The organism is Pseudomonas sp. TE3895 (genome assembly GCF_056278855.1).
Window position 1 is genome coordinate 4,792,064 of sequence record NZ_JBWBQE010000001.1, and the last position, 18,704, is coordinate 4,810,767.

At 63.2% G+C, this 18,704-nt stretch carries 18 protein-coding genes; 9 read left to right on the plus strand and 9 right to left on the minus strand.

The features are described 5' to 3' along the window. Window positions 1–51: 51 nt before the first annotated feature. Both sstT and ACZ889_RS21735 read left to right on the plus strand, forming a co-directional pair. Entirely contained in the window at window positions 52–1,263 is a 1,212-nt protein-coding gene (gene sstT, locus ACZ889_RS21730; protein WP_180689635.1) for a serine/threonine transporter SstT, read from the plus strand. An 88-nt stretch (window positions 1,264–1,351) separates the two neighbouring features. Then, entirely contained in the window at window positions 1,352–1,999 is a 648-nt protein-coding gene (locus ACZ889_RS21735) for a YceH family protein (protein ID WP_180689634.1), read from the plus strand. 4 nt (window positions 2,000–2,003) lie between these two features. Here the strand turns inward: ACZ889_RS21735 and ACZ889_RS21740 are convergent, their stop codons facing one another. From ACZ889_RS21740 to ahpC, 3 genes are all read right to left on the minus strand, one after another. Beyond that, the gene (locus ACZ889_RS21740) at window positions 2,004–2,192 is read right to left on the minus strand and encodes a hypothetical protein (RefSeq protein ID WP_003250541.1); all 189 of its coding nucleotides are present in this window, start codon (window positions 2,190–2,192) and stop codon (window positions 2,004–2,006) included. 784 nt (window positions 2,193–2,976) lie between these two features. Then, window positions 2,977–4,539, minus strand: a complete 1,563-nt coding sequence (gene ahpF, locus ACZ889_RS21745) for an alkyl hydroperoxide reductase subunit F (RefSeq protein WP_014591572.1) — start codon at window positions 4,537–4,539, stop codon at window positions 2,977–2,979. A gap of 124 nt (window positions 4,540–4,663) precedes the next feature. Next, on the minus strand, window positions 4,664–5,227 hold the full coding sequence (ahpC, locus tag ACZ889_RS21750) for an alkyl hydroperoxide reductase subunit C (RefSeq protein WP_003250537.1): 564 nt from the start codon (window positions 5,225–5,227) through the stop codon (window positions 4,664–4,666). A 321-nt stretch (window positions 5,228–5,548) separates the two neighbouring features. Between ahpC and ACZ889_RS21755 the strand changes: the two genes are divergently transcribed. Continuing rightward, window positions 5,549–6,613, plus strand: a complete 1,065-nt coding sequence (locus tag ACZ889_RS21755) for a TerC family protein (protein WP_041167238.1) — start codon at window positions 5,549–5,551, stop codon at window positions 6,611–6,613. A 95-nt stretch (window positions 6,614–6,708) separates the two neighbouring features. Here ACZ889_RS21755 and ACZ889_RS21760 read toward each other — a convergent pair whose 3' ends face one another. Continuing rightward, complete coding sequence (locus tag ACZ889_RS21760; RefSeq protein WP_180689633.1) at window positions 6,709–7,938, minus strand: acyl-CoA dehydrogenase; 1,230 nt, start codon at window positions 7,936–7,938, stop codon at window positions 6,709–6,711. 140 nt (window positions 7,939–8,078) lie between these two features. Here ACZ889_RS21760 and ACZ889_RS21765 point away from each other — a divergent pair, with 140 nt between their 5' ends. Continuing rightward, window positions 8,079–9,005: a LysR family transcriptional regulator gene (locus ACZ889_RS21765; protein WP_010953387.1), complete on the plus strand. Its 927-nt coding sequence runs from the start codon at window positions 8,079–8,081 to the stop codon at window positions 9,003–9,005. Window positions 9,006–9,199: 194 nt separating this feature from the next. Further along, window positions 9,200–10,354 (plus strand): cysteine desulfurase family protein, encoded by a 1,155-nt coding sequence (locus ACZ889_RS21770; protein ID WP_476257802.1) that lies wholly within the window; start codon window positions 9,200–9,202, stop codon window positions 10,352–10,354. Window positions 10,355–10,411: 57 nt separating this feature from the next. Here ACZ889_RS21770 and ACZ889_RS21775 read toward each other — a convergent pair whose 3' ends face one another. From ACZ889_RS21775 to nfsB, 3 genes are all read right to left on the minus strand, one after another. Then, window positions 10,412–10,849 carry an RES family NAD+ phosphorylase gene (locus ACZ889_RS21775; protein WP_012052908.1) on the minus strand — a complete coding sequence of 146 codons (438 nt, stop codon included), beginning with the start codon at window positions 10,847–10,849 and terminating at the stop codon, window positions 10,412–10,414. Beyond that, complete coding sequence (locus tag ACZ889_RS21780) at window positions 10,846–11,295, minus strand: antitoxin Xre/MbcA/ParS toxin-binding domain-containing protein (protein ID WP_003250525.1); 450 nt, start codon at window positions 11,293–11,295, stop codon at window positions 10,846–10,848. The genes ACZ889_RS21775 and ACZ889_RS21780 overlap by 4 nt, the downstream gene beginning before the upstream one ends. Before the next feature lie 142 nt (window positions 11,296–11,437). Further along, window positions 11,438–12,091 carry an oxygen-insensitive NAD(P)H nitroreductase gene (nfsB, locus tag ACZ889_RS21785; RefSeq protein WP_003250523.1) on the minus strand — a complete coding sequence of 218 codons (654 nt, stop codon included), beginning with the start codon at window positions 12,089–12,091 and terminating at the stop codon, window positions 11,438–11,440. 103 nt (window positions 12,092–12,194) lie between these two features. On the opposite strand from nfsB, the gene ACZ889_RS21790 reads away from it, so the two are divergent. The 3 genes from ACZ889_RS21790 to ACZ889_RS21800 are packed head-to-tail and all read left to right on the plus strand — an operon-like array spanning window position 12,195 to window position 14,633. Then, window positions 12,195–13,118 carry a LysR family transcriptional regulator gene (locus tag ACZ889_RS21790; protein ID WP_064614214.1) on the plus strand — a complete coding sequence of 308 codons (924 nt, stop codon included), beginning with the start codon at window positions 12,195–12,197 and terminating at the stop codon, window positions 13,116–13,118. 48 nt (window positions 13,119–13,166) lie between these two features. After that, a complete protein-coding gene (locus tag ACZ889_RS21795; protein ID WP_003250518.1) occupies window positions 13,167–13,997 on the plus strand; it encodes an AraC family transcriptional regulator in 831 nt (276 codons plus the stop codon). 51 nt (window positions 13,998–14,048) lie between these two features. Continuing rightward, the gene (locus ACZ889_RS21800) at window positions 14,049–14,633 is read left to right on the plus strand and encodes a LysE family translocator (protein WP_180689630.1); all 585 of its coding nucleotides are present in this window, start codon (window positions 14,049–14,051) and stop codon (window positions 14,631–14,633) included. Between the two features lie 39 nt (window positions 14,634–14,672). On the opposite strand, the gene ACZ889_RS21805 is transcribed toward ACZ889_RS21800, so the two are convergent. Continuing rightward, entirely contained in the window at window positions 14,673–15,872 is a 1,200-nt protein-coding gene (locus tag ACZ889_RS21805) for a sugar transporter (protein ID WP_003250514.1), read from the minus strand. 205 nt (window positions 15,873–16,077) lie between these two features. On the opposite strand from ACZ889_RS21805, the gene ACZ889_RS21810 reads away from it, so the two are divergent. Next, window positions 16,078–17,394 carry a WD40 repeat domain-containing protein gene (locus tag ACZ889_RS21810; protein WP_265978360.1) on the plus strand — a complete coding sequence of 439 codons (1,317 nt, stop codon included), beginning with the start codon at window positions 16,078–16,080 and terminating at the stop codon, window positions 17,392–17,394. 104 nt (window positions 17,395–17,498) lie between these two features. Here ACZ889_RS21810 and calA read toward each other — a convergent pair whose 3' ends face one another. Beyond that, window positions 17,499–18,551 carry a vanillin reductase gene (gene calA, locus ACZ889_RS21815; RefSeq protein WP_319901776.1) on the minus strand — a complete coding sequence of 351 codons (1,053 nt, stop codon included), beginning with the start codon at window positions 18,549–18,551 and terminating at the stop codon, window positions 17,499–17,501. Window positions 18,552–18,704: the final 153 nt, after the last annotated feature.

Genomic DNA, 18,704 nt, shown 5'->3' on the forward strand with positions numbered 1-18,704 from the left:
GGTGCTCTATGGTAAAGTCCGCCTTTTCCAGATTCCGAGATACCGCTGCACATGACCCCTCTCCTCCGCTTCCTCAACCGCACCAGCCTGGTGACTCAGATCGTCATCGGCCTGCTCGCCGGCATCGCCCTCGCCCTGCTGGCACCTGCCATCGCCCGCGACCTGGCCTTTCTTGGCAAGGTGTTTGTCAGCGCCCTGAAGGCGGTTGCGCCCGTGCTGGTGTTCATCCTGGTCATGGCTTCGGTCGCCAACCATCGTCACGGCCAGGAAACCCACATTCGCCCGATCCTCTGGCTGTACCTGCTGGGCACCTTTGCCGCAGCAGTGGTGGCCGTGGTTGCCAGCATGCTGTTCCCGTCGCACCTGGCACTAAGCACCAGCGAAGCGACGCTGAGCGCGCCAGGCGGCATCACCGAGGTGCTGCAGAACCTGCTGCTGAGTGCGGTAGACAACCCGGTCAATGCCCTGCTCAATGCCAACTTCATCGGCGTGCTGACGTGGGCCATCGGCTTGGGTGTGGCCCTGCGCCACGCCGGCGAAACCACCCGTACCGTGGTCGAAGACCTGTCCACGGGTGTAACCCTGATCGTGCGCGTGGTCATCCGCTTCGCCCCGCTGGGCATCTTTGGCCTGGTCAGTTCCACCCTGGCCCAGTCGGGCCTGGACGCGCTGCTCGGCTACCTGCACCTGTTGGCGGTACTGATCGGCTGCATGCTGTTCGTGGCGTTGGTGATGAACCCACTGATCGTGTTCTGGAAGATCCGCCGCAACCCCTACCCGCTGACGCTGCTGTGCCTGCGTGAAAGCGGTATTACCGCGTTCTTCACCCGCAGCTCGGCCGCCAACATCCCGGTGAACCTGGCGTTGTCGGAACGCCTTGGCCTGCATGAAGACACCTACTCGGTGTCGATCCCGCTGGGCGCGACCATCAACATGGCCGGTGCGGCGATCACCATTACCGTGCTGACCCTGGCCGCAGTGCATACCCTGGGTATCCAGGTGGACCTGCCGACTGCTGTGCTGCTCAGCGTGGTGGCGGCAGTGTGCGCCTGCGGCGCCTCGGGCGTGGCCGGGGGTTCGCTGCTGCTGATTCCGCTGGCGTGCAGCCTGTTTGGCATCCCAAGCGAAATTGCCATGCAGGTGGTTGCGGTGGGCTTCATCATCGGCGTGTTGCAGGATTCGGCCGAAACGGCGCTGAATTCTTCGACCGATGTGCTGTTCACTGCCGCGGCATGCCAGGCTCAAGAGCAGCGCAACGGCTAAGAGGGCCGGGGCCGCTTTGCGGCCCCAATTGCCTTACGCGATGGCATTACCTACCCTAGTGGCCTTTCCCCAGCCACGAGACAGGGCCATGTCAGAACACGAAACCGCAGGTGAAGGCCGCTTCAACAGCATCGAGATCCGCGTTCTCGGCTCGCTGATCGAAAAGCAGGCCACCAGCCCGGAAAGCTACCCGCTGACCCTCAATGCCCTGGTCCTGGCCTGCAACCAGAAGACCAGCCGCGAGCCGGTGATGAACCTCACCCAAGGCCAGGTCGGCCAAGCCTTGCGCGCCCTCGAAGGTCAGGGCATGACCCGCCTGCAGATGGGCAGCCGTGCCGACCGCTGGGAACATCGGGTAGACAAGGCACTGGAGCTGGTGCCAGCGCAGTTGGTGCTGATGGGCCTGATGTTCCTGCGGGGCCCGCAAACCCTCAACGAACTGCTGACCCGTAGCAACCGTCTGCACGACTTTGACGACACCGAGCAGATCCAGCATCAGCTGGAGCGCCTGATCTCGCGGGACCTGGCCTTGCACCTGCCACGCCAGGCCGGCCAGCGTGAAGACCGCTACACCCATGCCTTGGGCGACCCGGCGGAAATCGAGGCGATTCTCGCTGCACGGCAGCAGGAAGGCGGCGCGCGCACCACTGGCGGCAGTGTGTCAGAAGAACGCATCGAGGCCCTCGAAGCCCGCATTGCGGCGCTGGAAGCACGCCTGTCAGAGCTGGAAGGCTGAGCCGTCACGGCTCGGGGTCGGGGAAATTGCGGCAGCTCTTGCGCTCGGCCAGCTCCCGGTCAGTGGGGCGCTGGTCGACGAACACAGCGCGACCGTCGGCGTAGATTTCCAGGTAGCCCCAGTGCAGGTCCTGCTCTTGCTGCCCGGGCTTTGGGGGGACTAGCCACCAGGGTTCGCGGCTGATCAGGGTCATGGGTGTGATTCCTGAGGGGTCTGCAGTAAGCATAGACACCTTCAGGTCCTGCTTTGCTTGCACCGGCCCTTTCGCGGGTAAACCCGCTCCTACAGCGTCCTGTGTCCAACCCTCGATGTGTGTCCGCCACCAATCTGCGTAGGAGCGGGTTTACCCGCGAATACGGCGGCGGTGGCAACGGTGAACGGCGGGTGGAGATTGGCCAGCAGGCCCGGCCTCTTCGCGGGTAAACCCGCTCCTACGACGGCCTGTGTCCAGCCCTCGATGTGTGTCTACCACCGATCTGTGTAGGAGCGGGTTTACCCGCGAATACGGTAGCGGCAGCAACGGTGAACGGCGGGTGGTGATTGGCCAGCAGGCCCGGCCACCGACATGTGTCCACCACCGATCCGATGTAGGAGCGGGTTTACCCGCGAATACGGTAGCGGCAGCAACGGTGAACGGCGGGTGGTGATTGGCCAGCAGGCCCGGCCACCGACATGTGTCCACCACCGATCCGATGTAGGAGCGGGTTTACCCGCGAATACGGTAGCGGCAGCAACGGTGAACGGCGGGTGGTGATTGGCCAGCAGGCCCGGCCACCGACATGTGTCCACCACCGATCCGATGTAGGAGCGGGTTTACCCGCGAATACGGTAGCGGCAGCAACGGTGAACGGCGGGTGGTGATTGGCCAGCAGGCCCGGCCTCTTCGCGGGTAAACCCGCTCCTACGGGGAGCTTCACAGTTTCAACAACTGCGCAGTCCTGTGAGAGCGGCTTCAACCGCGAAAGGGCCGTACAGGCTTACGCCGGTGCCGAAGTCCGAATCAGGTGGTCAAAGGCCGCGAGCGACGCCTTGGCCCCCTCACCCACCGCAATGACGATCTGCTTGTATGGCACGGTAGTCACGTCACCTGCTGCAAACACACCCGGGATGCTGGTCTGGCCCTTGGCGTCGACAATGATTTCGCCACGCGGCGACAGCTCGACGGTGCCCTTCAGCCAGTCAGTGTTGGGCAACAGGCCAATCTGCACGAAGATGCCTTCCAGTGCCACCTCGTGCTGTTCATCCGTGGTGCGGTCCTTGTAGCGCAGGCCGGTGACCTTCTCGCCATTGCCCAGCACCTCGGTGGTCAGCGCGCTGGTGATCACGTTGACGTTCGGCAGGCTGCGCAGCTTGCGTTGCAACACCGCATCGGCACGCAACTGGCTGTCGAACTCGATCAGCGTCACCTGGGCGACGATACCGGCCAGGTCGATGGCCGCTTCCACACCCGAGTTGCCGCCGCCAATCACCGCCACGCGTTTGCCCTTGAACAGCGGGCCGTCACAGTGCGGGCAGTAGGCCACGCCGCGGCCACGGTACTCTTGCTCACCCGGCACGTTCATTTCGCGCCAGCGGGCGCCGGTGGCCAGGATCACGGTCTTGGCCTTCAACGAAGCGCCCCCCGCCAGGCGCACTTCGTGCAAACCGCCCTCGGCGGCCGGAATCAGCGCTTCACCGCGCTGCAGGTTCATGATGTCGACGTCGTACTGTTTGACGTGCTCTTCCAGCGCCGTGGCCAGCTTCGGCCCTTCGGTTTCCTGCACCGAGATGAAGTTCTCGATGGCCAGAGTGTCCAGCACCTGGCCGCCGAAGCGCTCGGCGGCAACACCGGTGCGGATGCCCTTGCGGGCAGCGTAGATGGCAGCCGCGGCGCCAGCGGGGCCACCGCCGACAACCAGCACGTCAAAGGCTTCCTTGGCGTTGATCTTCTCGGCCTGGCGGGCGCCAGCGTTGGTGTCGATCTTGCCAATGATTTCTTCCAGGCCCATACGGCCCTGACCAAACACTTCACCGTTGAGGTAGATACTCGGTACCGCCATGATCTTGCGCGATTCCACTTCGTCCTGGAACAGCGCACCGTCGATGGCAACATGGCGCACGTTGGGGTTGAGTACCGCCATCAGGTTCAGTGCCTGGACGACGTCCGGGCAGTTCTGGCACGACAGCGAGAAGTAGGTTTCGAAGTTGAATTCACCTTCCAGAGCCTGGATCTGCTCGATCACTTCGGCACTGGCCTTGGACGGGTGGCCACCGACTTGCAGCAGTGCCAGCACCAGCGAGGTGAATTCGTGACCCATGGGGATGCCGGCGAAGCGCAGGCTGATATCGGCACCCGGGCGGTTCAGCGAGAACGAAGGGCGACGGGCATCGGTACCGTCCGCGCTGAAGGTAATGAGGTTCGACAGGCCGGCAATCTCCACCAGCAGGTCGTGCAATTCGCGGGACTTCGCGCCGTCGTCGAGGGAAGCAACGATCTCGATCGGCTGGGTGACCCGCTCCAGGTAGGTTTTCAGTTGCGATTTAAGCGTGGCGTCCAACATACGGGCGATTCCTTTTTCAAAACTCGGATACAAAAACGCCCAGGCGAGGTCGCCCGGGCGCTTGACGGGGCGGTAGGTATTTCAGCTTTGGCGGCTGCTTACCGCCCGCGTTATGGGCATGACCTTAGATCTTGCCTACGAGGTCCAGCGACGGCGCCAGAGTGGCTTCGCCTTCTTTCCACTTGGCCGGGCACACTTCGCCAGGGTGAGCGGCAACGTACTGAGCAGCCTTGACCTTACGCAGCAGTTCAGCAGCATCACGGCCTACACCACCGTCGTTCAGCTCGACGATCTTGATCTGGCCTTCTGGGTTGATCACGAAGGTACCGCGGTCGGCCAGGCCGGCTTCTTCGATCAGCACGTCGAAGTTGCGCGAAATGACGTGAGTCGGGTCACCGATCAGCGGGTATTCGATCTTGCCGATGGTGTCCGAAGTGTCGTGCCAGGCTTTGTGAGTGAAGTGGGTGTCGGTGGAAACACCGTAGATTTCCACGCCCAGTTTCTGGAACTCGGCGTAGTTGTCAGCAAGGTCACCCAGCTCGGTCGGGCAAACGAAGGTGAAGTCGGCCGGGTAGAAGAACACGACAGACCACTTGCCTTTCAGATCGGCTTCGCTGACCTGAACGAACTCGCCTTTGTGGTAGGCGGTGGCGTTGAAAGGTTTGACCTGGCTGTTGATGATTGGCATGAGAGACACTCCTTCATGGGGTTGGAATCAGTTGATGGATAGAATCCTAACTAATCATCCCGCTGAAGGCTCATTGGCAAAGCTCATGCTTTCGATTGGTTTTGGCTATAACCGAGGTTACTTAATAGAAGGGAACGGGCTGAGCAAAGGATTGCGGTCCTGAGCGCTGCACTGGCAAAGAAATGTAACAGCTCCCCATTCGGCATCACGGGCAAACGGGTCTAGGCTCAAGCCCATGTGATACCGGGCCCCTCTGACGGCTGCCAAGCCGCCATGTCGGATCACTGTTGCCTTGCAACGTCGACATTCAAGGAGGGGCTCATGACAGCTCTGCAAGCATTCCTCACAACACCTGTCCTCGGTACCAGCGCCTGGTTGTGGCTGGTGTTCATGGCCATCGTCATCGGTTTGTTGGTGCTCGACCTGGGCGTGCTGCACCGCCACGACCGGGAAATTGAAATGCGCGAGAGCCTGCTGCTGTATTCAGGCTATTTCAGTGTCGGTGTGCTGTTCGGCGCGGGGGTCTGGTACCAGTTGGGTGCGCAGTCGGCACTGGAGTTCTACACCGGTTTCCTGGTCGAACAGTCGCTGTCGATGGACAACGTGTTCGTCATGGCGATGATCTTCAGCTACTTCGCCATCCCCCGCCGCTACCAGCACCGCGTGCTGTTCTGGGGCATCCTGGGCGTGGTGTTCCTGCGGGCCATCATGATCGGCGTGGGCGCGGCGCTGGTACAGAACTTTGCCTGGGTGCTGTACATCTTCGGTGCCTTCCTGCTGTTTACCGGGGTGAAAATGGCGCTGTCGAAGGAAGACAGCCGCCCAGACCTGGCCAACAACCCGATCCTCAAGTTCGTGCGGCGGCACATGCGGGTTACCGACCAGATCCATGGCTCGCACTTCTTTGTACGCCACACCCCGGCCGGGCACAGCAAGGCGCTGCGTTATGCCACCCCGCTGTTTCTGGCACTGGTACTGATCGAACTGGCCGACCTGGTGTTTGCCGTCGACAGCGTGCCGGCGATCTTCGCCATCACCCAGGACCCGTTCATCGTCTACACCTCCAACATCTTCGCCATCCTCGGCTTGCGCTCGCTGTATTTCGCGCTGGCGGCGCTGATGCACCGGTTCGTCTACCTCAAGTACGCACTGGCGCTGGTGTTGATCTTCATTGGCTGCAAGATTTTCTACCACGGCATGGTGGGCAAGGTGCCGGCGCTCCTGTCGTTGGGCGTGACATTCGGGTTGTTGCTGGGTGGGGTGGTGATTTCGTTGATCAAGACGCGAGGGCAAAAAAAGGATGACAGTATGGATGGGCACCAGCCGCACGCCATTGGACAAGAACCCGCGTCCAAGAGAGAAAAAGACACGCAACTAGGTGCCTGAGTGAATCAATTGCACTGGCCACGTCGCGGGCAAGCTGAGTGCTGCCCGTGTAGGCGCGGGCTCACCCGCGAATGGGCCGGCGCAGGCTGACGCGTTCACCGCCCGCTACGCAACATCTCCACCGGCACATACTTGCCAATCTCGTATTTGCCAATCGCCGCCCTGTGCACTTCATCCGGCCCGTCAGCCAGGCGCAGGGTGCGCTGCATGGCATACATGTAGGCCAGCGGGAAATCGCCGCTTACCCCTGCCCCGCCATGTATCTGGATAGCCCGGTCAATCACGTTCAAGGCCACGTTCGGCGCCACCACCTTGATCTGGGCGATCTCGCTACGGGCCACCTTGTTGCCGACGGTGTCCATCATGTAGGCCGCTTTGAGCGTCAGCAGCCGGGCCATGTCGATTTCCATGCGCGAGTCGGCGATCTTGTCGACGTTGCCGCCCAGGCGTGCCAGTGGCCGACCAAAAGCAGTACGCTCCACCGAGCGCTTGCACATCAGCTCCAGTGCGCGCTCGGCCATGCCGATCGAGCGCATGCAGTGGTGAATACGGCCAGGGCCCAGGCGGCCCTGGGCAATTTCGAAGCCGCGGCCTTCGCCAAGGATCACGTTTTCGTACGGCACCCGCACATGCTCGAAAAGGACTTCGGCATGACCATGGGGCGCATCGTCATAACCGAACACCGGCAGCGGGCGGACGATCTTCACGCCTGGCGTGTCGGTCGGCACCAGCACCATGGAATGCTGCTGGTGGCGTGGCCCTTCAGGGTCGGACAGGCCCATGAAGATCATGACCTTGCAGCGCGGGTCGCAGGCGCCGGAAGTCCACCACTTGCGGCCGTTGATCACCCACTCGTCACCGTCCCGTATGGCGGTAGCAGCCATGTTGGTGGCGTCCGAGGAGGCCACGTCCGGTTCGGTCATGGCAAACGCCGACCGGATCTCGCCACGCAGCAGCGGCTCCAGCCACTGGCGTTTTTGCGCCTCGCTGCCGTAGCGCACCAGCACTTCCATGTTGCCAGTGTCCGGCGCCGAGCAGTTGAACGGCTCCGGCCCGAGCAACGAGCGGCCCATGATCTCTGCCAGCGGGGCGTACTCCAGGTTGCTCAGGCCAGCGCCGTATTCCGACTCGGGCAAGAACAGGTTCCACAACCCTTCGGCGCGGGCCTTGGCTTTAAGCTCCTCCATGATTGCAGTGGGCTGCCAGCGGTCACCCTCGGCGACCTGGCGCTCGAACACGGCTTCGGCGGGGTAGACATAAGCGTCCATGAACGCAGTGACACGCTCGCGCAGTGCCTGGACCTTGGGCGAATAGGCGAAATCCATCTGGGCTACCTTCACAGTTCGGAGTACGTGGGCCAGAGCCTAGAGCAGCATTGCTCCATCCACCTAGTCTATTTTCCGCGTGTATAAACATTCATAACCGATATATGATCGGCCGATAATTCCAACAAAGAGCGGCGCCCATGAACCTTAGCAAGGTCGACCTCAACCTGTTCATCGTGTTCGATGCGATCTACACCGAAGCCAACCTGACCCGCGCCGGGCAGATCGTCGGCATTACCCAGCCGGCAGTGTCCAATGCCCTGTCGCGCCTGCGCGAAACCTTCAATGACCCGCTGTTCGTGCGTACCGCGCAAGGCATGGTGCCCACACCCATGGCGCAGAACATCATCGGCCCTGTGCGCAACGCGCTGGCGCTGCTGCGGACTTCGGTGCAGGAAAGCCGCACGTTCAACCCGCAGCAGGCCAACAAGACCTTCCGCATCAGCATGACCGACCTGACCGAGGCGGTCATCTTGCCGCCGCTGTTCCAGCGCCTGCGCCGCCTGGCGCCGGCAGTCATGATCGAAAGCTTCCTGTGCAAGCGCCGCGAGACCACCAAGGAACTCGCGGCCGGCCGCCTGGACTTTGCCATCGACGCGCCACTGAACACCGACCCGCAGGTGCGCCACATCAAACTGATGCAAGACCGCTATGTCTGCGCCCTGCGCCAGGGCCACCCGCTGGCTGACAGCAAGCTGACCCTCGACAGCTACCTGGGCATGACCCACATCCATATCTCTAGCCGCCGCAACGGCCTGGGTTACGTCGACCTGGCGCTGGGCAAGATGGGTGTTCAACGCAAGGTCGCCCTGCGTTCGCAACACTACCTGATGGCGTCGCAGGTGTTGCAGCAGACCGACATGGCGATGACGGTCCCCGAGCGCTTCGCCCGTCGCCATCAGTTGCGTTATCAGGCGCTGCCGGTGGAGGTCCCTGCGCTGGAAACGCACCTGTACTGGCATGAAAGCACCGACCAGGACCCGGCCAACCGCTGGATGCGCGAACAGATCACCGAATTGTGCGAGCGCGTGGTGGCAGAGGAAGAAAAGGCTCTGGAGCACGCCTAAAGGTGCCGGTGAGGTGCCATTAATGGCCCCTCACCAGGCAAAGTAGAAAATTCCATGAAAGATCTTCGATAGAGATTTTTTTTCTAAAACAATCGCGAATCGACCTGAGGGAAACGAAAAAAACACCGCTGCTGGCAGGTACGCTTACGTCAATGATCGCCGATTTCACGGCCACTGACACGGACCCGCCCTCAATGCCTAGCGCCCCACTCTACTTCGATTATGCCGCCACTACCCCAGTCGACGACCGGGTTATCGAAACCATGCTCGCCTGCCTGGGTAACCAGGCCAACTTCGGCAACCCGGCGTCCAGCGGCCACGCCTTCGGCCAGGCTGCACGTCACGCCGTGGAGCAGGCACGCCAGCAAGTCGCCGAGTGCGTCGGCGCGCACGCCGAGCACCTGGTATGGACCTCGGGCGCGACCGAGTCCAACAACCTGGCGCTCAAGGGTATTGCCCAAGGCATCGGCCAGCCCGGGCACCTGATCACCAGCCAGCTGGAACACAAGGCCGTGCTCGACACCGTGGCCGAACTGGAGCGCCAGGGCTGGGCCGTTACGCGCCTGGCAGCGGATGCCGCTGGCCTGATTCAGCCCGCGAGCGTGCAGGCAGCATTGCGCGCTGACACCCGCCTGGTATCGCTGATGGCGGTCAACAACGAACTGGGCACGGTCACCGATTTTGCCGCGATCGGCGAGCAGGTGCGTGCCCACGGTGCCCTGCTGCACGTGGATGCCGCGCAGGCCGTGGGCAAGCTGGCGATCGACCTGCGTACGATGGCCGTGGACCTGATGTCTTTTTCGGCGCACAAGGTCTACGGGCCGAAAGGCATCGGCGCGCTGTATGTCGGGCCGCGCGCCCGCGTGCTGATGCGTGCGCAGATGCACGGCGGCGGCCATGAGCAGGGCCTGCGTTCCGGCACCCTGGCGACCCATCAGATAGCGGGCATGGGCAGCGCCTTTGCCTTGGCCGGCCAACCTGGCGACAGCGAACACCAGCGCCTCGAGCAACTGGCAATACGCCTGCGCACAGGCCTGCTGGCCATGCCCGGCGTTACCTTGAACGGCTGCGCCAAGCAACGCATTCCCCATACCTTGAACCTGTGCATCGACAGCAAAGGCTTCAACAGCGCGGCGCTGGCCGGCGAGCTGGCCTTGTCGACCACCTCGGCCTGCAACTCGGCGAGCAACGCTGCCTCGCATGTGCTGCTGGCACTGGGGCTGGATGAGTGTCAGACTCGCAACAGTGTGCGTTTGAGCATCGGCCGTTTCAGCACCGAGGCTGACGTGGACAAGGCGCTCGAAGTGTTTGGCCGGGTGCTGGCGTCAGCATCGGCAGCACTGTGGTGACCACCTCGGCTGTTTTCGCCTTGCCTGACCTGCGTCTCAAGACTATTCGTACAGAGCCTAGAACAGGCGGCTGTCCGGCGTGAAATCCTCAACCTGAATTTTCGCGCTCTGCGCCTGCGGGTGCCGTGGGTTGAACAGGTAATTGGTGGTGCTGGGCATGATCGCGCTTGGCACCGGCAGCAGCAATGCCGAACCGTCATCCAGAAAGCGATTGCCCAGCGTACGGGTCAACTCAGGCTGAGCAGACCAGCCGGGCTGCAAAGCGGGCAACTGCGCCTGGGAAACCGTGTCGGGCAGTTCGATGCGAAGCAAGCGCATGGTGGTCGGGAAATCCTCGGGGTCGATCTCCAGGTGCACCAACACTTCCAGCATCGCCCCGGGAGGGCTGGTGGCGGCATACACCACCGGCCGACCCGCCTGGTGCCAGCGGCCACTTACACGCAAGCCCCCCGTACCGCTCAAGTCTGCATAGGCGCTGATTCGCCACAAAATCACAGGCCATAGCCCTCGGCAATCTGCAGCAGCATTTCTTCGACCTGCGTGGTGCCTTGCTGGGTGGTGAGCATCTGCATCGGCGTCAGCCCCGAGAAACGCTCCTTGGGCTTGGAAAGCCAGCGTTTGGCCTTGCCCGCTTCACCAAACACGGCCTCGGCCATGGCGGTGATGTGGGCCGAGCGGAACAGCCGATCGCTCTCATCCACGGTCAGCGGTTGGTCACGCTCGATACGGGATTTGAGGGTGCGCAGCGGGATGATCTGGTCGCGCTCCACCGGCGTGAGCACACCGCGTTCGGTCAGCTTTACCAACCAGGTGGCGGCAAAACCATCGGTGATGCGGGTGTGAATTTCGAAGTCGCTGGCAAGCTCGGGAATGTCCAGCAGCGCCTGCAAGCGCGCCCGGTACTCGTGGTAACCGTTGTCGCGAAGCACTTCGGCAAGCATGGCAGGCTCCTTTTCGGCATTTGCCGACAAGTATGCGGTATATGCCGGGGCATTGCCAGTTTGCCTGATCGGGCGGTCGACTTCAGGGCTTTGCCAGATTAACCGCCAGCGTTGCCAGGGCCGCACAGCGGCCCCGGAAACCTCACAGGAAGGTGAACACTTTCGATGCCGGCAACCGCGACTTGCTCAGCCCGGCATTGAAGTCCGCCTCACTGCGGTAACCCAGGCTCAGGATCACCACACTGGTAAAGCCACGCTCACGCAAACCCAGTTCGGCATCGAGGACCTTGCTGTCGAAGCCCTCGATCGGCGTGGCATCCAGCCCATGCGCCGCTGCACCCAGCAAGGCAGTTCCCAACGCCAGGTAGGTCTGCTTTTCCATCCAGTGCTGCACATCCTTCTGGTCGAAGCGGTGCAGGTTGACGTAGTGGCGGCGGCTCTGGTTTTGCCCGGCGCGCGCTTGCTCATCACGGAAACGGCCATCGGCGGCCTCTTGATCGAGCACGGCGTTCAGGTGTTCTTCAGTCATCTCGGTACGGGTGCAGAACACGATCACATGCGAAGCATCGAGAAGCTTCTGCGTGTTGTAGGCATAACCCTCAGCAGTGCTCTTGGCCAGGCGGGCCTTGCCTTCGGCCGTGTCGGCAACGATGAAATGCCAGGGCTGGGAATTGACCGACGACGGGCTGTGGCGCAGTTGTTCGAGCAGGGCGTCGACGGTGGCCTGGGGAATGCGGCGTGAGGCATCGTAAGCTTTGGTGGTGTAACGGCGCTTGGCCAGCGATACGGTATCCATGCGACAACTCCGGAGTGAACAGTGGATGTGCCGGGCATCTTATCTTTCCAGCAAAAAAGAAAAAGCGGCACAATGTAACAACACTTTCATCCCTGGAATGAAAATGCTGCGCATCACCGACCTCGAACTGTTTGCCCGCAGCAGCGTGCTGGGGAGCTTCACTGCCGCCGCCCATGAAGCCGGCCTGCTGCCGGGCCAGGTGGCTGCCGCGATCAAACGTCTGGAACGCGACCTGGATGTACGCCTGTTCGCCCGCACCACCCGCAGCCTGCGCCTGACCGCCGAGGGCGAGCGCTACCTGCCAACCGCGCTGAATGTGCTGGAAAGCCTGCGCCAGGGCCATGAAGATCTGCATGGCAACCCCAATAGCCTGCGCGGCACCCTGCAGGTGTCGGCCCCTTCCGACATGGGCCGCAACATGCTGCTGCCCTGGCTCAGCGCTTTCCGCCGCGACCACCCGGCATTGCAACTGCGCTTCTTCCTGTCCGACCAGATGGCCGACCTCAACCGCGACCCTGTGGATGTGGCCATCCGCTATGGCCTCAACCAGGATGCCAACTACATCGCCCTGCCACTGGCCGAATGGAACCGCCGCGTGCTGGTGGCCTCGCCCGACTACCTGGCCCGTCACGGCCGCCCGCTTACCCCCGACGCACTGCAGCAGCATGCCTGCCTGCTGTACATGCAGCACAGCCGGGTGTACGACAAGTGGCAGCTGGGTAATCGCACCGTGCAGGTGCGTGGGCCGCTGGTCAGTGACGATGCCGACGTCATCCGCCGCCTGGCCATCCAGGGGGAAGGTATCGTCTACAAGTCGTGGCTGGATGTCAGCGCCAACATCGCGGCCGGTGAACTGGAAATGGTCCTGCCCGAATTGCTCGGCGAGCCTACCCCGCTGACCTTGGTCTGCCCTCATCGCAAACAACTCACACCGGCCGTGAAGCAATTGCACCTGTGGCTACGCGAACGCTTCGAGGCCCTGCGCGCCCGGGCACTGACCAACGGCTGCACAATCGTTCCAGACTGAGCCGGGGGCGTTGCGCTAAGGTAGCCATTTACCCCACGGTACACGTCCATGAGCAACTGGATCGACTTCAAACAAGACGCCGACACCGGCATCGAGTCGGTCCGCGCGCATTTTGTCGGCCATGCCTATGATCCCCACTGGCACGACAGCTTCCTGGTCGGCGTGACCGAGCAGGGCGTGCAGCAGTTCAACTGCCGCCGGGTGCGTCACCGCAGCACGCCGGGGCAGGTATTTTTACTTGAGCCTGGCGACATCCACGATGGCCTGGCGCCCACCGAAGAAGGCTTCACCTATTCGACGCTGTACCTGGAGCCCGCCTGGCTCGACCAACAATTGCGCGCGCTGTACGAGCACGCGCCGGGCGACAGCCTGCCCAGCTTTGCCGACACCCTGTGCCACGACGAACGCCTGGCGCGGGCCACCGCCCTGGCCTTCCGGGCCGTGCATGACCAGGACTTGCGCATCGTCAGGCAAACGGCCATGGACGATCTGCTGGCCTGCCTGACCCGCCACCTGCACTGGCGCCGCCGCATCAACCCCGACCCGCGCCTGCCGCTGACCGCACAGCGCGCCCGGGACTTCCTGCATGCCAATCTGGAGCGCGACATCGGCCTGGAGGACCTGGCCCAGGCCTGCGGCATTGACCGCTTTCGCCTGACGCGTGCGTTCAAGGCGGCGTTCGGCATTGCACCCCATGCCTACCTGATCCAGCTGCGCCTGGCCCGCGCGCGGCGCCTGCTTGCCCAAGGCCAGACACCGGCCGAAGTGGCCGTGGCGTTGGGCTTTGCCGACCAGAGCCACCTGGGGCGCTGGTTCCGCCGCGCCTACCAGTTGACCCCGGCCGACTACCGCAGGCGCTGCTCAAACCTTCCAGACTGAGTGCCGGCGGGCAGCGAGCATGGTGCTTCGATGTTACGGAGCCCATGAACCATGTCTGAGTCGTTGTTGCCCTTCATTCTGTTTGCCCTGGTGTCCAGTATCAGCCCGGGGCCGACCAACCTGTTGATCCTGGCCCATGGCGCCCGCCGGGGCCTGCGCGCAAGCCTGGCGCCGATCGTGGCGGCGTGTGGCGCGGCTGCAGCCATTGTGCTGCTCGTCGGGCTGGGGCTGGGCGAACTGCTGCTGCGCTACCCCCTGGCGCAACAGCTGATGAGCTGGGCCGGGGTGCTGTGGCTGAGCAGCCTGGCGTGGAAGATGCTGCGCAGTGCCGCCGCCCCGCTCCACGCGGCAACGGCACAAGGCTTCAGTGCGCTCAGTGCGGCCTCGTTGCAGGTGGTGAACCCCAAGGTCTGGTTGATGGCCGTGGCGGTGGTCGGGGTATTTGCCGCTCCGTCGTTGCCAGTGTGGCAGCTGGCGCTGGTGTTTTGGCTGATCGCTCTGCCGAGCATGGCCGCCTGGGCGGTGTTGGGGGTGGGGAGCGCCCGGTGGCTGCAGGCACCGGGGCGGTTGCGGGTGTTCAACCAGGTATTGGCGGGGGTTCTGTTGATATCGGCATGGGCTGCCGTATTGGCCTGAGTCTCTACTTGACCGGCAAGGGGCCTGAGCGGCCCCGGCTCAGCGTGCCAACGCCTCGCGAAAACGCCGGGTACTGGCAACGGCCAGTACCAGCCCGACCACTGCCACGCTGCCGCCCACCAGGCCGATATCCGCCACATTCATCTGGCTGCTGACGATACTGCCCAGCAGCGCACCACCGCCAATACCGATGTTGTAGATACCCGAGAACAGCGCCATGGCCACATCGGTGGCGTCGGACGCCAGCTTCAGGGTCTTGGACTGCAGCGCCAGGCTGAAGCTGAGAATTGCCACGCCCCAGAACATGCTCAGCACTGCGAACACATAGAAGTTGCCCGACAGCGGCAACATCAGCAACAGGCACGCGGCGAGTACCCCGATCGAACCCACCAGGAAGCCATGCGGGAAGCGGTCGCTGTAACGGCTGAACAACAACGAACCAAAAACCCCGGCACCGCCGAACAACAGCAGCAACAGTGTGGTGCGGTCGCCGCCGATCTGCGCTACGTGCAGGGCGAACGGCTCGATATAGCTGTAGGCCGTGAACTGCGCGGTAATGACCAGCGTCACCAACAAGTAGGTAATGACCAGTGCCGGGCGCTTGAACAGGACCGGCAGGCTGCGCAACGAACCGGAGTTCTGGCTGGGCAGCAGCGGCAGCGATTTCATCAGGCACAGCATGGTGGCTAGCGCTACCCCGCCAATGCTCAGGAACGTGATGCGCCAGCCCAGTGCCTCGCCCACCACACGGCCCAGCGGGATGCCCAGGACCATGGCCAGGGTAGTGCCGGTGGCCAGCAGGCCCAGCGCCTTGGCCTGCTGGCCCGGCGGCGCCACACGCACCGCCAGCGAGGCGGTGATGGACCAGAACACCGCATGCGCCAGGGCAATGCCGATACGGCTGACCAGCAGCATGGCGAAGCTCTGCGAAAGCCACGACAGCACGTGGCTGACAATGAACACCAGGAACACGAACAGCAGCAGACGCCGCCGTTCGATGTTGCGGGTCAGCAACATCATGGGCAACGAGGCCAGCGCCACGATCCAGGCATAGATGGTCAGCATCAGGCCGACCTGGGCAGTGCTCATGTCGAAGCTGCGGCCAATGTCACTGAGCAGCGCCACCGGGACGAACTCGGTGGTGTTGAAAATGAAGGCCGCCAAGGCCAGGGCGATGACGCTCAGCCAGCTGCCGCTGCCCGTTGTGGGTGGCAGGTGTGTGGGTATGGGTCCGTTCATGGGTGGAAACCGCTTCTCCGCAGACAAAGCAACAGGTCGCACGCCAGCCACCCGCTTGCAGGGGTGCCAACGTACGTTTTGTTATGGATAGGAATGCCCGGCATGGTACGCGTCAAGCTGGGGCCTCACAACCGCAGGGCAGGCAGAAGGAGTACCATGCGCGCTTTGTGTGAAACGCGCGTGCAACAAGGAGCCCGATCCGCTCATGGACAAGCAGCACCCCCAGCAGCAGTGGCAGCAGGCAGTCATCGCCTATGCCCAGGCCGTCAACGACTACGTCGCGCAGGGCCGTGCGCACGGCTGGGACAACCTCGAAGAGCCGCAGGCACCCGCCACCGAACACCTGCTCGACGCCTGGCTGGCAGCCCTGCAGGCAGCCAACCGCCCTGGCATGGACGAACCGCAGCGTCAGGCATTTCGCGAGGCATGGCCACCCGCACACCACCCCTTGATACCTATGCTCGAAGACCACGGCCAAGGCATCAGCCATGTCCTGCTGCTGGAAGATGGCAGCCTGCTGGCCCGCATCGGCATGCCTTACGACAAGGGCCAGGTGGTGCGTATCGACCACCATGGGGTAACCCCGGTCATCGGCATCGAACACTTTGGCCGTTGCCCGGCGCGGCGCTATTTCGCCCTGGCCAATGCCGAGGGCGTGCGTGTGACCGATGGCTGGGGCGGCCCGCAAGTGCAGCGCCTGGCCTGGCCTACGGGGCTGGAGGGGTTGCCGCCAGGCTACCCGTTCGAGCCGTTCGACCTGCCGCCCACACCGACCGCGCTGATCCCCTTCCCCGATGGCCAGCGAGTGCTGCTGGTGAGTGCCGAAGGTATCTTCGTGCTGGCCACTCAAGGTGCGACTCGCCTGCTGCCACAGCAGACACGGGTGCTCGATGAGCTGGCCGAGGGCACCGACCCGGACGACATCAGCCTGGGGCTGAGCATGGAGCATGGTGCGGTGTCGGCGGATGGCCGGCTGATCGTCGTGGGTGAGCAAGGCAGCCGACACCTTGTTCTGGACGAACGACTCAAGCCGCTGGCGCACATCGGCCCGGGCAGCGAATACCCGCACTTTGCCTTGTTCAACCGCGCGGGTGACCAGTTGATCGTCAATGCCTGCCATTTCTACAGCGGTGCCACGCTGGCCGTGAGGGTGGCAGACCTGCACGGGCTGGATACCGATTACTACAGCCAGGACCCGCGTACCCCGCTGGTGCAGGATGGCGCAAGGGTGTATGCGGGGGTTGCGCGCGATGGCGAGTACATTGTGGGTGATGCCTATGGCTACCTGCGGGCGTTTGGCGAAGAGGGTAAGGAGCATTGGCAGCATTACCTGGGATCGACCATCAGTGCGATGGATATCAGCGCCGACGGACAAACGCTGGTGGCGGCGAGCCATGCGGGGGTTATTTCGGTGATTGCGCTGGATAGCGGGCGGCCCGAGTGGCAGATCGGTACCGGGGCGCACGGCGAGGTGCGGCGATGGTTGTTCTGGAAGGGCTGGGACAAGCCAATGGCCTGGTAAAACGGCTGCATCGTTGCTGCCTGTACCGGCCCGACCTCGGGCAAGCCCGCTCCTGTGTAGGAGCGGGCTTGCCCGCGAAGAGGCCCGTACAGGCAACCGACCCATCAGCCCTGTAGCGTGGCCATGTCGATCACGAACCGGTACTTCACATCACCGGCAATCATCCGCTCATAGGCCTGGTTGATGTTGCGGATATCCAGCATCTCGATATCGCAACGGATGTCGTGCTCGGCGCAGAAGTTCAGTACTTCCTGAGTCTCGGCAATCCCCCCGATCAACGACCCCGCCAGCACCCGGCGCTTCATCACCAGGTTGGCCGCATGCAATGCCGGGTCGATCGGTTCGATCAGGCCAACCAGGATGTGCACACCGTCGAACTTCAGCGTTTCCAGGTACGGGTTGAGGTCGTGCTGCACCGGAATGGTGTCGAGCAGGAAATCGAAACGGCCGGCAGCGGCGCGCATCTGCTCGGCATCGGTGGAGACGATCACATGGTCGGCCCCTTGGCGGCGCGCTTCCTCGGCCTTGGCCTGAGAGCGCGTGAACAGGGTCACTTCCGCACCCAGGGCCTTGGCCAGTTTGATGCCCATGTGGCCCAGGCCGCCCATGCCGAGGATGCCGATCTTGTGGCCCGGGCCAACGCCGTGGTGCTTGAGCGGCGAATAGGTGGTGATGCCGGCACACAGGATAGGTGCAGCGCTGGGCAGGTCCATGCCGGCCGGTATGCGCACCACGAAGTGCTCGCTGACCACGATGCTGCTGGAATACCCCCCCATGGTGTTGCTGCCATCGACCCGGTCCGGGGTGGCGTAGGTCATGGTCGGGCCTTCGAGGCAATACTGTTCCAGGTCCTTGGCGCAGGCTTCACAGGTACGGCACGAGTCGACCATGCAGCCGACGCCCACCAGGTCACCGACCTTGTGCGTGGTGACTTTGTCGCCCACCGCCGTGACCCGGCCGATGATCTCGTGGCCCGGCATCAGCGGGTACACGGCAATGCCCCATTCGTTGCGCGCCTGGTGGATGTCGGAGTGGCACACGCCGCAGTACAGGATGTCGATGGCGACGTCATCCGGGCGCGGGCTGCGGCGTTGGAACGTCATGGGGGCCAGGGGGCTGGTGGGGGTTTGAGCGGCATAACCGATGGCGGTATACATGCAGGGCCTCGCAGTGAAGTGAAACGATTCAGGCGACGCATTTTGCGCGTCGTTCGCCGCCTCGCCCACGGCTGATTCTCCGGCATGCATGCCTGATTCTACGAAGATGCCAAGCTATAGCTGGCGCCACGCCCTCAATCTGCGATGATCAAG

Coding starts and splice junctions, on each gene's coding strand:
- ACZ889_RS21795 (WP_003250518.1), top strand. CDS start 13,167: ATGAGCAACTGGATCGACTTCAAACAAGACGCCGACACCGGCATCGAG.
- ahpC (WP_003250537.1), bottom strand. CDS start 5,227: ATGCCAATCATCAACAGCCAGGTCAAACCTTTCAACGCCACCGCCTAC.
- sstT (WP_180689635.1), top strand. CDS start 52: ATGACCCCTCTCCTCCGCTTCCTCAACCGCACCAGCCTGGTGACTCAG.
- ACZ889_RS21770 (WP_476257802.1), top strand. CDS start 9,200: ATGCCTAGCGCCCCACTCTACTTCGATTATGCCGCCACTACCCCAGTC.
- ACZ889_RS21740 (WP_003250541.1), bottom strand. CDS start 2,192: ATGACCCTGATCAGCCGCGAACCCTGGTGGCTAGTCCCCCCAAAGCCC.
- ACZ889_RS21790 (WP_064614214.1), top strand. CDS start 12,195: ATGCTGCGCATCACCGACCTCGAACTGTTTGCCCGCAGCAGCGTGCTG.
- ahpF (WP_014591572.1), bottom strand. CDS start 4,539: ATGTTGGACGCCACGCTTAAATCGCAACTGAAAACCTACCTGGAGCGG.
- ACZ889_RS21755 (WP_041167238.1), top strand. CDS start 5,549: ATGACAGCTCTGCAAGCATTCCTCACAACACCTGTCCTCGGTACCAGC.
- nfsB (WP_003250523.1), bottom strand. CDS start 12,091: ATGGATACCGTATCGCTGGCCAAGCGCCGTTACACCACCAAAGCTTAC.
- ACZ889_RS21760 (WP_180689633.1), bottom strand. CDS start 7,938: ATGGATTTCGCCTATTCGCCCAAGGTCCAGGCACTGCGCGAGCGTGTC.
- ACZ889_RS21780 (WP_003250525.1), bottom strand. CDS start 11,295: ATGCTTGCCGAAGTGCTTCGCGACAACGGTTACCACGAGTACCGGGCG.
- ACZ889_RS21735 (WP_180689634.1), top strand. CDS start 1,352: ATGTCAGAACACGAAACCGCAGGTGAAGGCCGCTTCAACAGCATCGAG.
- ACZ889_RS21800 (WP_180689630.1), top strand. CDS start 14,049: ATGTCTGAGTCGTTGTTGCCCTTCATTCTGTTTGCCCTGGTGTCCAGT.
- ACZ889_RS21805 (WP_003250514.1), bottom strand. CDS start 15,872: ATGAACGGACCCATACCCACACACCTGCCACCCACAACGGGCAGCGGC.
- ACZ889_RS21765 (WP_010953387.1), top strand. CDS start 8,079: ATGAACCTTAGCAAGGTCGACCTCAACCTGTTCATCGTGTTCGATGCG.
- calA (WP_319901776.1), bottom strand. CDS start 18,551: ATGTATACCGCCATCGGTTATGCCGCTCAAACCCCCACCAGCCCCCTG.
- ACZ889_RS21810 (WP_265978360.1), top strand. CDS start 16,078: ATGGACAAGCAGCACCCCCAGCAGCAGTGGCAGCAGGCAGTCATCGCC.